Raw genomic sequence first — 14,214 nt, forward strand, 5'->3', positions numbered from 1 at the left:
TGTGGAAAAGACGCGTGATCATACCAGATTGTGAACAATTCACAAGCATTAGATTCCTTTAATCTGAAATGTCAACCTCTTTCGTAGTAACCGTAGCGCTGCCAGTCCCTCTCCGCCGGCAATTTGACTATCTTCCATCACATCCCACAGATCTCCGGGAAAACTACCCGCCAGGTTCGCGAGTGCAGGTTCCTTTTGGACGCAGGAGTCTGACCGGGGTCATCCTCGCTATATCCGACGAGTCAGAGCTGCCAATATCCCGGCTCAAGCCCGTCGCAAAAGTACTTGATCGCGCACCGTTGATTCCGTCTGTCATTCTCCAGTTATGCCAGTGGGTCGCCGATTACTATCATGCTCCAATCGGGGAGGTGGTATTCGCCGCTCTCCCCCCGCCGCTGCGCACAGCAAACGCCGATACAGATATCATCAGTTCTCTACAGGAGACTTATTGGGGGGCTACCTCGTTGGGCCTCTCCGCCGGCAATGCAGAACACCTGATAAAAGGAGCCAAACAAAAGCAGTTGTGGGGCTTACTATTAAAAAGAAAGTCCATGCTGCAAGGCGATATTACAGGCCTGGGATACTCTCTAACCCAATTGCGCGCCCTTAGCGCAAAAGGGCTGATTCAGCCGCATTCTCATATCCCTGGTGGAGGAGGCGCCGCCCCCCAAATTATTGAGCCGCCGCAGCTCAACCAGGAACAACAGGAAGCCCTCAACAGGATCTCCTCTGAGCCAGATAGCTTCCGTACTATATTGTTGAACGGTGTCACCGGCAGCGGAAAAACGGAAGTCTATTTAGCCTGGATCGCACTCGCTCTCTCCCAGCGCCCTGATAGCCAGTTTCTTGCTCTTGCACCGGAAATATCCCTCACTCCCCAGTTGCGACAACGCTTCGCCTTACGCTTTGGCGACAAAGTGGCCGCCTACCACAGCGCTCTCACTGACAAAGAACGCATGCGCGTGTGGATAAATATTCTTGAGGGGCGGACGCAGATAGTCATTGGGACTCGCTCTGCGGTGTTTCTACCGTTCAATGATCTGGCAGGGATTATTGTGGACGAGGAGCACGACAGCTCATTCAAACAGCAGGATGGCGCCCGTTATAACGCGAGAGACCTTGCCATACTGCGCGCCAAAGAGCACAGCTGCCCTATCGTACTGGGCTCCGCCACCCCTTCACTGGAGTCACTCATGAACGCCCGCGGGGGACGCTATGAATCTGTTCTATTGCGACAACGAGCTGTCAACGCCGACACGCCCAGCATTAGACTGCTGGATATCAAAAGCCGTCCTCTGCATGGCGGCATATCCCCTCCTTTATTAGAGGAGATAAAACAGCACTTGACGGAGCAACGCCAGGTCATGCTTTTCATCAATCGCAGAGGATTCTCCCCTACATTGATGTGTGTCGAGTGTGGGTGGCTGGCCGAATGCCAGCATTGCGACGCCCGTTTGACTTATCACATGAAAGCGGCCCTACTCCGCTGTCATCATTGCGATAGCACATACTCACTCCCAACATGCTGCCCAAAGTGCAAACAAGACTCTCTCAAAGCAGTCGGCGCCGGCACGGAGCGCACCGAGGAGTTCTTGGAAACGACATTTCCTGACACCCCCGTCATTCGCATCGACCGGGATACAACCCAAACCAAAGGCAGCCTTCAGGATAAGCTCCTTCAAATTCGCAGCAATGAACCCTGTATTATTGTCGGCACTCAAATGTTGGCGAAAGGGCACGACTTTCCCAACCTGGCGTTAGTCGGAATTATTAACGCCGACAGTGGATTATTCAGCAGCGACTTCAGAGCGGCGGAAAAAACGGCGCAGTTATTACTGCAGGTGGCGGGTAGAGCGGGACGCTCCGCCGTGGAAGGCAAAGTCATCATTCAAACCCTATTCCCGAGCCACCCTTTACTCCAAGCCATCGCCGCCCAGGATTACAACGCTATTTGCGAGGAAGAGCTGCACATTCGCGAAGCAGGCAGGCTACCGCCCTTTACAAGTATGGCGCTGATTCGGGCGGAGGCCCCCCTGCTGGAGGCTGCGTTGGGCGGACTCTGGTCGCTAAAAGAATCTCTTCTGGAACTTCTGAAGTTTAATGACGGTTTGCAAATAGAGGTTCACGGCCCCTTCCCTAGCGTGATGCAGCGAAAACAGAACCGTTTCCACGCAATCCTGTGGCTATTCGCTCCTCAAAAAGCAGAGTTGCGACAGTTTCTGAAGCATTGGCTACGATATAGTGAAGGGATAGCGACGCCATCCGGTTTTAGATGGCTGATTGACGTCGATCCGTTGGAAACGCTATAGCGTGCGGTTGCGAGTTGATTCTGCGACATGGATAATGGCGGGCTTGACGAAGGTTGCGCCGAGAGAGCGGCTATCTCAGGATTATGCGCCGGAAAGCAAAACCTGCCTTCGTCGGACCTGCCACTGTAATAACAGACTGACTGATCTTTAGGTAAATGAGTAAAAAAGCCGCTACAAAGCAACCTGAAAAGAAAATTTCACCTTGGGTCTGGTTTATCAACCTGGGTTTGGCCGCCGCCTTTCTCTATTTTCTGTTTTACTTGAACTCTGTGCCTGCAACCAAGTTAAACACAGGAATTCCTTCCTCCGCGACAGCGCAGACATCCAAACCCAACTCTTCCGCCAATGTCGCCAAGACAGCAACCAAAGAGTCGGACGAACCACGTTTCAAGTTCTACGACATGCTTCCGGAGACGGAAGTCGTGGCCCCCAAAGTGGAAGCCTATACGCCCAAAAAATCCAACGAGGCAATTATCTATATGCTGCAAACAGGCTCTTTCAGAGAGTTTGACGATGCGGAAAAACAGCGCGCCACCATTGGGTTTCAGGGCTTAAAAGCCCAAGTGGAAGAAGTTAAGCTTTCCAGTGAAAATGTTTGGTATAGAGTACAAGTCGGCCCATTTTCGTCACGATCAAAAATGAACAGCGCCATGGACCGCTTGGTCGCCATCAACATTCAACCCCTGGTGAAGAAACAAAAGCGGGAGAATTAATCCCGCGTCCCGCCATACTGCGCCGGGCCGTTCCGGCAATAGATATTCCATCTTGGCTACGACTATTTTCTACCCGCCCGCTTCCTTGAAATAGCCGCCATCGGCTCCATATACCTTTCCTTACGGTTATTCATTCAATCGCCTGGAGAAAGGCATGACCACCATTGTTTCAGTCCGTAGAGACGGTAAGGTCGCCATGGGCGGCGACGGCCAGGTATCCCTGGGCAATACAGTTATGAAGGGGAACGCCCGCAAAGTGCGCCGCCTCTACCACAATAAAGTAATCGCCGGTTTCGCTGGCGGCACAGCTGACGCATTTACATTGTTTGAGCGTTTTGAAGCCCAGTTGGAAAAACATCAGGGCAATCTCGTCAGAGCCGCCGTTGAACTCGCCAAAGACTGGCGAACCGATCGCGCCTTGCGCCGCCTGGAAGCCCTATTGGCGGTCGCCGACAATAAAGCTTCATTGATCATCACCGGCAACGGCGACGTCATAGAACCAGAGAATAGCTTGATAGCCATTGGTTCCGGCGGCCCCTATGCTCAAGCTGCGGCGCGCGCGCTACTTGAAAATACAGAGCTTGAAGCGTCCGATATCGTTAAGAAGAGCCTGGTAATAGCGGGGGACATCTGCGTTTTCACCAACCAGAACCTGACGCTGGAAGAAATTGACGGGACTCAGACTCCCTCCACTGTGTAAGAGAAGGTTTAAACAATGTCGTCCATGACTCCCCGTGAAATAGTTCAGGAGCTAGACAAGCACATCATAGGGCAAGACTCCGCCAAGCGCGCGGTCGCAATCGCACTGCGCAATCGCTGGCGTCGCATGCAGATCGATGAAGGTCTGCGTGAAGAAGTCACTCCCAAAAATATTCTGATGATCGGCCCTACCGGTGTAGGGAAGACTGAAATCGCCCGGCGTCTGGCCAAACTGGCTGATGCGCCATTTATAAAAGTAGAAGCTACCAAGTTTACAGAAGTGGGCTATGTCGGCCGCGACGTAGAGTCCATCATTCGCGATTTGGCGGATATGGCCATCAAGCTTCTACGCGAGAAAGAAATGACGAAAGTGGAGAACCGCGCACTGGACGCCGCCGAAGAGCGTATTCTGGACGCCCTGCTTCCTCCTGCACGCTCATTCAACAGCGATGCGCCAGTAGAGAAAGAGTCCGCCGCCCGCCAGGTGTTTCGCAAGAAACTGCGCGAAGGCACGCTGGATGACAAGGAAATAGACATTGAGATCAAGGCCACCCCAGTCGGCGTAGAAATCATGGCGCCTCCTGGTATGGAGGAAATGACCAGCCAGCTGCAAAGCATGTTCTCCAATATGAGCGGCGACCGTAAGCGCACCAAGCGTATGAAAGTGGCGGAAGCCATGAAAAAGGTCAAGGATGAAGAAGCCGCCAAGCTGGTCAACGAGGAGGAAATCAAGCAACGCGCCCTGCGTGCAGTGGAAGAGAACGGGATTGTATTCATTGATGAAATCGATAAAGTCGCCAAGCGTTCGGAAACCAGCTCCGCAGACGTATCTCGAGAAGGCGTACAGAGAGACCTGTTGCCGCTGATCGAAGGCTGCACCGTCAGCACTAAATTCGGCATGCTGAAAACGGACCACATCCTTTTCATCGCCTCAGGCGCATTCCATCTCGCCAAACCTTCCGATCTGATTCCAGAGCTTCAGGGACGCCTGCCAATTCGGGTGGAACTGGATGCACTGTCGCCCAGCGACTTCCAGCGCATTTTGACCGAGCCGAATGCCTCACTGACTGAACAGTACGTCGCCCTGATGAAAACCGAAGGCGTAGATATCAGCTTCAGTGAAGGAGCCATTCAGCGCATTGCTGAAATCGCATGGAAAGTTAATGAGAAGACTGAGAATATCGGCGCCAGAAGGCTGCATACCGTCATGGAAAAGCTGCTTGAAGAAGTTTCCTTCGCGGCGGGCGATAAGATCAGAGATAGCTTTGAGGTCACTGCTGAATATGTCGACAAATGCCTGGGCGAGCTATCGGAAGACGAAGACCTCAGTCGCTATATTCTCTAGTATCTCCATAGGAAACATCATTTATGTCTGCACCCCAGGCCCCTATTCCACGACAAATTCAACTCCACCAACAATCGGCGACGCTTGAGTTAAGCTATACCGAAACAGAGACTTATGTGTTGGAAGCGGAGTTTTTGCGTGTGCTCTCGCCTTCTGCGGAAGTGCGAGGGCATGGGGGCAAGGGGGCTGTGCTACAAACGGGCAAGCGCCTAGTACGCATAGACGGCGTAGAGGCCGCAGGTAATTACGCGTTAAAGCTGACATTTAGCGACGGCCATGACAGCGGCATTTACTCTTGGTCGTATCTATACGATCTGTGTCAAAACAAGGAGCGCTACTGGTCGGATTATCTTGCGCAACTAGAAGCCGCCGGCGACTCCAGGGACTAACGCCGGCGCCGCCCTTTCGAAAAGAAAAAACCCTTCGTCCAAATGGGGTTTGATAGGAGGGGGAAATCGGACGAAGGGTAAAACCTCAAATTATGTTCTTAGCGCTCTGCAATAAATCCGCCACACCTTCCAGGCTATTGCCGATCCGGCTTAAATAGCTGACATTACTGCGCTTTTCATTCGCCACATAGACCGGCAGCATTTCACCATAAAGACTCGTACTGATAGTCCTCTGTTCGTCTTCAAGAATATCTCTGCGGATGGTGACGCCGTATGGCGCAAACTGCTCTGACAATGCGTCATATCTGTGCAACAAGTCCTGCCTGGTCATCTGGTATGCGTGCTCGCAGACGATACGGCGCGACTGGAAACTGAAAACGTTGGAGAAAAACAGTTTAGCGTCATAACGGGCCGGCTCAAACAGCACAATATCCGCATCAGGGTATTCGCTTTCATACATGGCCATTCCTGCGCGCATACGGGAATAAACCATGGTTCTGTATGTCTGTGACCAGATATTCGGCATCCCTTTGTTGAGTAATGCGCCCTGCGCCATGGTTCCCGCTTCCACCGCCTGTTGCACATCTATTGGCACGACCGGGTTTATCGCCACTACCAGGTCTGCGCCGTCTTCCAATGCCACTGAAGCATGCATCCCTTTCCGCAATATACCGTCGACATAGTGACGACCGTCAATTTCCACAGGCGTATAAATGCCAGGGGCGGCGACACTGGCTTGCACCGCCTTGGAGATAGGAACGTGATCATAGCCAGGCGAGCCAAAGCGAACAGCGTCGCTGCTTTCAAGGTCCGCTGCGATCAAATACAAGCGACGACTGAGTTTTCTAAAGTCATTGGTTCGTCCCAACAGGCTGTAGGAACGTTCTAGATATTCATGCAAGCCTTCGTTTTCAAACAAACCGGAGGGGGCCGCCTGCGCGAGAATCGTCATGGCTTCCAGTAGGCTTTGATCGCGCGGATTTTCGATAAATTTGGCGCATGCCTCCATCACCAGCCCAGGAATGGAAACGGCCCGACGGAGATATTCGCGTAAGGCGGGTCGGTAAAATACGCCCGGGTGAAAAGGGTGTACGTCCGCTTCGTTTTTGACAAATATCCGGCACATCTGCGCCGTGGTCATCTGATTGGCCAAATTCGCCGCGACGAATGCCCCCGCGCTAACGCCGACGTAGACGTACAGGTCGTTGAAGTCCAGTCCATCTAATGCCTCGTCCAGAGCCCGCAAAGCGCCAATTTCATAGATGCCGCCCAGCGCGCCCCCGCCTCCCAATACCAGCCCGATTTTTGGGCCGGCCTTATTTTTCTCAGGGATTGCCGCCATTAGTTCTCCAACCTTTTAATTTCAGCTCGTGCTTGATAGTGCGCGTGATCACTGCGCAGATGGCTTTTCTTGTTATGTGATTTAATTCAAACGCTAGCAGACGGAATTAGAATATTCATACTAAATAAACGCCGTCTCGAAAAGCCCCACATGGCGATATAACGACGCATTTTCCTTTATTCTATCGACATTTTGACGCGTTTAACGCTCAAGCTCATTAAAGCGCCTTTCAGGGTGATGCGTCACTGAGACTTTGGTTTAGCTGATTAGTTTTGCCGCACCGGTCGCGTGAGATGCTCAAACCCGACTTCTTTCAAGGCAAACTCCAGCGTGCTCTTAATGACCTGAGGGCTATCCATAATTAATAATCTACGTAACAAGTCCTCCGCCCAGCGCAATGAGATCGAGCGCAGTACGGATTTTACTTTTGGTAGATTCACCGCATTCATGGACAGCACGTCATATCCCATCGCCGTTAGCAAAATGGCGCCGCCGGGATCTCCCGCCAGCTCTCCGCATATGCTCGCCTGCTTCCCGACGGCATGAGCGTCGCAGGCAATCTTATAGAGCGCCTGCAATACAGAAGGATGGAAAGAGTGATATAACGATGCGACTCGGGGATTGTTGCGATCCACCGCCAACATATACTGAGTCAGGTCATTGCTGCCTACGGAAATAAAGTCCACCCGTTCAGCAATTTCTTTGACCTGAAAAATTGCGCTGGGCACTTCAATCATTACGCCCACTGGCGGCATCCGCACGTTGGCGCCTTCTTCTCGGACCTCGTGATAGACACGATAGATCAGATGCAACGCCTCTTCTATTTCCGAGATATTGGAAATCATGGGAAGCATGATACGCAGATTATCCAGGCCTTCGCTGGCTTTCAGCATCGCCCGCACCTGCACCAGGAATATTTCCGGGTGATCCAGCGTCACGCGAATGCCGCGCCAGCCCAGAAAAGGATTCTCCTCGCTGATCGGGAAGTAACTCAACGCCTTATCTCCCCCAACATCCAGCGTGCGCATGGTGACCATGCTGGGCGCAAAGGCTTCTAATTGCTCGCGATAGCAATCCCGCTGCTCCTGTTCGCTGGGAAAACGGTCGTTGATCATGAAGGGTACTTCCGTGCGATACAGCCCAACCCCTTCTGCGCCGTGATTCAAGGAGCGCACGACATCCGTCATCAAGCCTGTATTGACCCACAATGTCATGTGATGGCCGTCTTTAGTGACGCAAGGAAGATCGCGCAACTCTTCCAGGCCTTTCGATATTTGCTGCTCTTCCTCAACGATTGAGTTGTAGTAACTCAAGAGCTCAGGAGATGGATGGCTGTATATTTCGCCGTTGTAGCCATCAATGATGATATCTCTGTCATCCAGCTTATTGATGGGCATATCTATAACGCCCATCACACACGGCAAGCCCATTGCTCTGGCGAGAATCGCTACATGGGAATTGCCCGAACCTTGTACCGACACCAGACCGACCAGTTTCTCGCGCGGAGCCTCTCCCAGCATGGATGGCGTCAGTTCCTCACTCACCAGAATCGTGTTTTCCGGATACTCACGCTGTTCATCAATATGCTGCTTCTGCAGATAGGCCAGAACCCTTTGCCCCAGGTCTTTGATATCGACAGCCCGCTCCCGCAGGTAGGCGTCATTGATCGCCTCGAAGTGACGCACATATTCCTGCACGACGACCTTAAGACTGCCCTGAGCCCAGTTGCCTTCGCGGATGAAGTTTTTCACTTCGCCGCTCAGCGCATTGTCATCCAGCATTCCCAAATAAACGTCGAATAAGGCCTGCTCTTCCGGCCGCAACTGCGTCGACAGGCGTTCGCCCACCTCTTTAATATCCTGCCGCACCGCCGCAACTGCAGCGTCAAACAGCGCCATCTCCGCTTCTATATCCGTGCAGGGCTTTTCCGGCACGGCTTTCAAGTCAGCATGAGGAAACTTGACGACGCATTTACCGATTGCGACGCCTGACGCGCCTGCAACGCCTTTAAAACAAATGTCCCGGGCTTTCTGTCCAGTAAAATTTAGCCCGGAGATAATTCCAGTCGCTTCCCCATGCGCGATAACCGCGGCGAGCTGGGCGGATATGGTAACCAGGAAGGCTTCTTCACTTTCATCAAACAGACGAGTGGCCTGCTGCTGAACAACCAACACGCCAAGTACTTTACGGTGATGAATAATAGGAACGCCGAGGAAGGATTTATACTTTTCTTCGCCGGTTTCAGGGAAATAACGATAACGGGGGTGGGCTGGCGCATTATGCAGGTTAAGAGGCTCTTCACGCACTCCTACTAACCCAACCAACCCCTCGGAGTGCCCCAGCTTAACCTTACCGATGGACTCAGGATTCAGCCCTTGAGTGGCCATCAAAATATAGTGATTGGTCTCTGGATCCAGTAAGTAGATGGAGCACACCTCGGTATCCATAGACTCATGTACGCGTTTGACAATAAGCTCCAGCGCCTCCCCCAGATTCGGAGCGGCGTTGACTTCTTGTACAATACTACGCAATACACTCAGCATAGGCGGAACGCTTTAACTTTCCTCACGCTTGAACAAGACCGGAGCGAACTCCCTCATCGCCCGCCGATACACCTCTCGTTTGAAGGATACTACCTGCCCGAGGGGATACCAATAGCTGACCCAGCGCCAGCCGTCAAATTCAGGCTTGTCCGTGTAATTAGTGCAGATTTCCGATTCATCCGCCAATAATTGCAGCATGAACCACTTTTGCTTTTGCCCCACACACACGGGATGAGAGTCATAGCGAATCATTTTCTTCGGCAGGCGGTAACGCAGCCAGCCGCGGGTGCCAGCGACAATCTCTACAGCCTCAGGCGGCAGCCCCACTTCTTCTTTTAGCTCTCTGAACAGAGCCTCTTCAGGCGATTCATCTTTCTTAATTCCGCCTTGGGGAAACTGCCAGGAGTCTTGTCCAATACGTCTGGCCCAGAACACTTCACCCTGAGGGTTGCACAGTATGATGCCGACGTTGGGACGGTAACCTTCAGCGTCTATCACAAACTGCCATCCTTATAATTTTTTTCAACATTGTTCCACAATTGAACAGCTGTACACAAATTAGCTTTACTTTAAGGGCTTTTAGCTAACTCTTCTAATAATAAATTAGGATTTAGTCAATAAATAACAGAATGTCACCCTGAACGCCCGTCACGCCTCGTTTCCGCTACAGTTGGCCGCTACGGATCGATTTCCTTTATAGTGTACAATTCCCACGCCCATCACAGAGGAGTTTAAGCATTGGCTCTAGCTATTTTTGATCTGGACAATACTCTCATCGCCGGCGATAGCGATCACGCCTGGGGCGATTTTCTGGTTCACAGAGGAATTGTCGATCAGGAAGACTTCAAACGCGTTAATGACGAGTTCTATCAGGATTACCTTCAAGGTCAGTTGGATATCTTCAAGTACCTGGGATTCGCCCTCAGCCCACTGACCCAGCATCCTCTGGAGCGATTGCACCAGTGGCGAAAAGAGTTTGTCGAGGAGTCAATTCGTCCTCTCCTGCTTCCCAAAGCGCTTGAGCTGTTACGCAGGCACCGCGATAGCGGCGATTATCTACTCATCATCACCGCCACCAATCGCTTCGTCACCCAGCCGATCGCCGACCTGCTGGAAGTCGATGAGCTCATCGCAACCGAACCTGAGTTCATCAATAACCGTTATACAGGCAAAGTCAGCGGCGTCCCAAGCTATCAGGCAGGAAAAGTGACGCGTCTGCGTGAGTGGCTGCAGCACAACCCTTATGATCTGTCAGACGCCTATTTCTATAGTGACTCCCACAACGATATTCCCCTCCTGGAGCATGTGGGCCGCCCAGTCGTCGTGGATGGCGACGAACGACTATTGCAAACTGCACGCGAGCGCGGCTGGGAAATCATGAGTCTGCGCCCATGAGAATGGGCGGACGTCATATTGCGATTCAGCTACTCTTGCTGTGCGTCGGATTAACTGCCTGCGATAAAAGCGCTGAGCGGAATTCTCCCACTGAATCTCCAGCGCCACAGCAGACCGCCACGCCACTCCCCGCACAGGAACAGAGCGACGCCAAAGCTACGGAAGAGGCGCTTGTGTCGCCACTTTGGAGCGCGGCTACGGAGAGACATGACGCCGCCCTGCACGCGATTGAAAAGCTGAATCGGGGTCTGCAGCAATTTATCAGCGCCCCAACGCCAGAATCTCTCAGCGAAGCCAGAGAGGACTGGCTACAGGCGCATACGGCGTTACAAGAGCTCAAAGTATGGGGCCAACTGCCGGCGGCGAAAAGCTACCTCAATCACAAGATGTCTGGAGCGCCTTACACTCGCGCATCGCTATTGGACGCTGCGCCGCTGCTGGGCGGTTACCTTGACGAAGTGCCCGGTTATCCGAAAAGTGGGCTGACCTACGCGGAAGACCTTGAGTTAGACAACGCAACGTTAAGTGAGCAGCATCAGTTTGCGGACGAGTACTATCTGGTTTACGGAATGCATCCGATTGAGTTCATGCTCTGGTCGCATAACGATCCTGCGCAACAGTCCACTCGTTTTATCGTGAATGCCGCCCCCCCTGACACAGAACGTCGACGCGAACTTCTGCGCTTGCAAGGTGAGCGTCTGCTACAGGATATGACGGAGCTCGCCGCCGCTTGGCGACCGCCTTCAGGGAGTATATTCCTGAAAGGAAAAAGCATGAGCCAGATGGAAGCAGTGCGGGAAGCCAACCCCTGGCTTATCGCTTTAATCGACTTTATTGATCGTGAAGTAGTCGGCGCCTTGAAACCTAAAGACGGCGAACCCGGCTGGCGATTTCAGGAACACTTGGAATTCAGTCAGGACGCCGCCCATTTTTGGCGCGGGCGAATGAAAGCCATGCAGCCTTTTCTGACAGAACCTGCATTGTTTACTGACGCCCAGACCCGCAACAGTCTGAAGGAACTCCGTCTTAAACTGGAAGGCTGCCTGACTGCATTGAGCCCCACTGCCGAGGATAACGAAGAACAGATCGCCATTTGCGAGAATCAGGCGCTGCAACTTCGGGAACAAATCATCATCCGATTCGCCGGAAACTAAGTCTTCTTTCTCATGGCCGGATAACTCCGGCCATCATGCCCCCAACGAACCATCACAAGGTAGGCGTAATGCGCAGCAGCATGGCTTTGATATAGTCCGTTTCAGGTATCGCGGGGAGAATCGGATGATCAGCGCCCTGCCCGCCCTGGAATATCAATTGCGCCGTACGGTCGACCTCTCGCGCCGATGCTCGCAGGATATCTCTCAGACGCTCTGCCGAAAGGTGCATGGAGCAAGAGGCTGACATCAGCATGCCGCCAGGAGCCGTCAATCGCAGCGCCAGCTGATTCAAGCGTTGATAGGCGCGCTCACCCTGCTTTTGATCTTTACGACGAGGTATCAAGGCAGGCGGATCGACAATGACCACATCAAACTTTTCTTTTTCCTGGCATAGATTTTCCAACGCATTGAACGCATCCTCACGGATAAAGCGACACGGTGGATTATCCATCTGCTGGCGACAGTTGCGTTGCGCCCATTCCAGTGCGCTTTCAGATGAATCGACGAATGTGACCGATTCCGCCCCATTGGCCAAGGCTTGCACACCCCAGCCGCCAACGTAACTGAACAAGTCCAGCACACGCTTGCCTTTCACCCAGGGAAACAAAGCCGCGCGGTTGGGGCGATGATCATAGAACCATCCTGTTTTTTGGCCGCCCTGCGCAGGCGCGGACATGGACACGCCGTTTTCAACCACCTCCAGCGCTTCGATCTCATCCCCAAAACACCGGGTATAGCGCTCCAACCCTTCCACTTCACGCATCTTGCCGTCATTCTTCATGATCACAGTGCGAGCGGAGAAATTATTCTTCAGGATATCGACGACATCATCCTTGAATTGCTCCATTCCCGCCGTGGAGATTTGCGCCACGAAATCAGCGCCAAAACGGTCAATCACTAAACCAGGCAGTCCGTCGCTATCGCCAAACACCATTCGATAGTGCGGGGAGCCGAACAACTGACTACGCCATTCGTCCGCCGCCTGCATCCGTTTTTTCAGCAAGGAGCGGGAGAGAAACAGTTTGGGGCTGCGGCTGACAATACGCGCGCAGATCAAGGCGTGGGGGTTGGCAAAGGCCGCCGCCAGCGGTTTTCCCTTAGCGTTTTCAATAACGACCGGCTGCCCCGCCGCCAATTCAGTCAGTGGCGTTTTCTGAATATCGATTTCGTTGCTGTATACCCACAAGTGTCCGCTACGAAGCCGTTTGTCGGCATTTTCCCGTAAACGCAATACGCCCGCGTCCATATTCGCCCCTTAATTAGTTGCCGCGCCGCTGGCGCTAGTGATTCGATGAAACGGCGCGGATTATAACTGATAAAGCCCTCTCAAAGCCGCTTAATATCAGTCAGGCTCGATATCTTCAACACCCCAGACTTTTTCAGTTGGGCTAAACTTATTTTTGCGGCGCCGCATCCGCTGCATTCACATAGGAGTCCTCATGAGCACCGAACTCAACGAAGAGCAGATTCAGCATATTCTGCAGGGAATAAAAATACCGCCGCAGCCGCAAATCCTGGTGGATATTCAAATGGAGCAGGTCATGCCCGATCCGGATATCAGCCGTATCGCCCAGCTGATCAGTCAGGACGTGGGACTCGCCGGCACCGTCTTGAAGTTCGTAAACTCCCCCATGTTCGGCCTCTCAAACAAGATTGCGTCCATCGCCCAGGCGGTTTCTCTATTGGGCCTGAAAAGCGTGGTCAATATCATCAACGGCATTTCCATCAAGGGGGAGATGTCTGATGAGCATATCGTGGAACTCACCCGCTTCTGGGATACCGCTAACGATATTTCCAGCATCTCCGCCAATATCGCCAAGAAAATTGGTTATCAGTCCCCGGACGAGGCTTATATGCTGGGATTGTTCCACAACTGCGGCATTCCGTTAATGATTCAGCGTTTCCCTAACTATCTGCAAGTAGTTGAGGAGGCGTACAGCCAAGTCGAAAAGCGCATCACGGAGACCGAGAACGAACGTCTTAACACCAATCACGCGGTAGTCGGCTATTACACTGCAAAATCCTGGAACCTGCCCAAACATATCTGCGAAGCCATTGCTGAACACCACAGCGCGGAAAGAATCTTTGGTGAGCGGGAAAGCCGCAATCCAGAGAAAAAAACCTTATTGGCGGTGCTCAAAATATCCGAACACATCTGTGGTAATTTCCATGTGTTGGGCAGGCAGTCGGAAGACCATGAGTGGAACCGTATTCAAAAAGATGTACTGGAGTTCGTTGGATTAACCAACTATGACGTGGATGAGATGAAAGAGTCGTTTTCAGAAATGGGCGTCAGCGTCAGCAACTACCGCTAAGCTTTTGCGA

The 14,214-nt window shown here is 52.6% G+C and carries 12 protein-coding genes; 8 read left to right on the forward strand and 4 right to left on the reverse strand.

The window, feature by feature from the left end:
- Nucleotides 1-68 precede the first annotated feature (68 nt).
- The 5 genes from HCH_RS26890 (at nucleotide 69) to HCH_RS26910 (ending at nucleotide 5,455) form a co-directional block, all read left to right on the forward strand.
- Nucleotides 69-2,309: a primosomal protein N' gene (locus HCH_RS26890; RefSeq protein ID WP_011399686.1), complete on the forward strand. Its 2,241-nt coding sequence runs from the start codon at nucleotides 69-71 to the stop codon at nucleotides 2,307-2,309.
- 155 nt (nucleotides 2,310-2,464) lie between these two features.
- Entirely contained in the window at nucleotides 2,465-3,022 is a 558-nt protein-coding gene (locus HCH_RS26895; RefSeq protein ID WP_011399687.1) for an SPOR domain-containing protein, read from the forward strand.
- Nucleotides 3,023-3,176: 154 nt separating this feature from the next.
- Nucleotides 3,177-3,722, forward strand: coding sequence for an ATP-dependent protease subunit HslV (gene hslV, locus HCH_RS26900; RefSeq protein ID WP_011399688.1), 546 nt, complete (start codon nucleotides 3,177-3,179; stop codon nucleotides 3,720-3,722).
- A 15-nt stretch (nucleotides 3,723-3,737) separates the two neighbouring features.
- Nucleotides 3,738-5,066, forward strand: a complete 1,329-nt coding sequence (gene hslU / locus HCH_RS26905; RefSeq protein ID WP_011399689.1) for an HslU--HslV peptidase ATPase subunit — start codon at nucleotides 3,738-3,740, stop codon at nucleotides 5,064-5,066.
- A 23-nt stretch (nucleotides 5,067-5,089) separates the two neighbouring features.
- The gene (locus HCH_RS26910; RefSeq protein WP_011399690.1) at nucleotides 5,090-5,455 is read left to right on the forward strand and encodes a gamma-butyrobetaine hydroxylase-like domain-containing protein; all 366 of its coding nucleotides are present in this window, start codon (nucleotides 5,090-5,092) and stop codon (nucleotides 5,453-5,455) included.
- Between the two features lie 85 nt (nucleotides 5,456-5,540).
- Here the strand turns inward: HCH_RS26910 and HCH_RS26915 are convergent, their stop codons facing one another.
- The 3 genes from HCH_RS26915 to rppH all read right to left on the reverse strand — a co-directional run bounded on the left by HCH_RS26915 (nucleotide 5,541) and on the right by rppH (nucleotide 9,838).
- Complete coding sequence (locus HCH_RS26915; protein ID WP_011399691.1) at nucleotides 5,541-6,797, reverse strand: patatin-like phospholipase family protein; 1,257 nt, start codon at nucleotides 6,795-6,797, stop codon at nucleotides 5,541-5,543.
- A 266-nt stretch (nucleotides 6,798-7,063) separates the two neighbouring features.
- Nucleotides 7,064-9,340: a phosphoenolpyruvate--protein phosphotransferase gene (ptsP, locus tag HCH_RS26920; RefSeq protein ID WP_011399692.1), complete on the reverse strand. Its 2,277-nt coding sequence runs from the start codon at nucleotides 9,338-9,340 to the stop codon at nucleotides 7,064-7,066.
- Nucleotides 9,341-9,352: 12 nt separating this feature from the next.
- Complete coding sequence (gene rppH / locus HCH_RS26925; protein ID WP_011399693.1) at nucleotides 9,353-9,838, reverse strand: RNA pyrophosphohydrolase; 486 nt, start codon at nucleotides 9,836-9,838, stop codon at nucleotides 9,353-9,355.
- Between the two features lie 240 nt (nucleotides 9,839-10,078).
- On the opposite strand from rppH, the gene HCH_RS26930 reads away from it, so the two are divergent.
- On the forward strand, nucleotides 10,079-10,735 hold the full coding sequence (locus HCH_RS26930) for an HAD family hydrolase (protein WP_011399694.1): 657 nt from the start codon (nucleotides 10,079-10,081) through the stop codon (nucleotides 10,733-10,735).
- On the forward strand, nucleotides 10,732-11,889 hold the full coding sequence (locus HCH_RS26935; protein ID WP_011399695.1) for an imelysin family protein: 1,158 nt from the start codon (nucleotides 10,732-10,734) through the stop codon (nucleotides 11,887-11,889). Before HCH_RS26930 ends, HCH_RS26935 begins: the two co-directional genes overlap by 4 nt.
- Before the next feature lie 52 nt (nucleotides 11,890-11,941).
- On the opposite strand, the gene HCH_RS26940 is transcribed toward HCH_RS26935, so the two are convergent.
- Complete coding sequence (locus HCH_RS26940) at nucleotides 11,942-13,135, reverse strand: class I SAM-dependent rRNA methyltransferase (protein WP_011399696.1); 1,194 nt, start codon at nucleotides 13,133-13,135, stop codon at nucleotides 11,942-11,944.
- A 193-nt stretch (nucleotides 13,136-13,328) separates the two neighbouring features.
- On the opposite strand from HCH_RS26940, the gene HCH_RS26945 reads away from it, so the two are divergent.
- Nucleotides 13,329-14,204, forward strand: a complete 876-nt coding sequence (locus HCH_RS26945) for an HDOD domain-containing protein (RefSeq protein ID WP_011399697.1) — start codon at nucleotides 13,329-13,331, stop codon at nucleotides 14,202-14,204.
- Nucleotides 14,205-14,214 lie beyond the last annotated feature (10 nt).

It is taken from the genome of Hahella chejuensis KCTC 2396 (assembly GCF_000012985.1).
Taxonomy (GTDB): Bacteria; Pseudomonadota; Gammaproteobacteria; order Pseudomonadales; family Oleiphilaceae; genus Hahella; species Hahella chejuensis.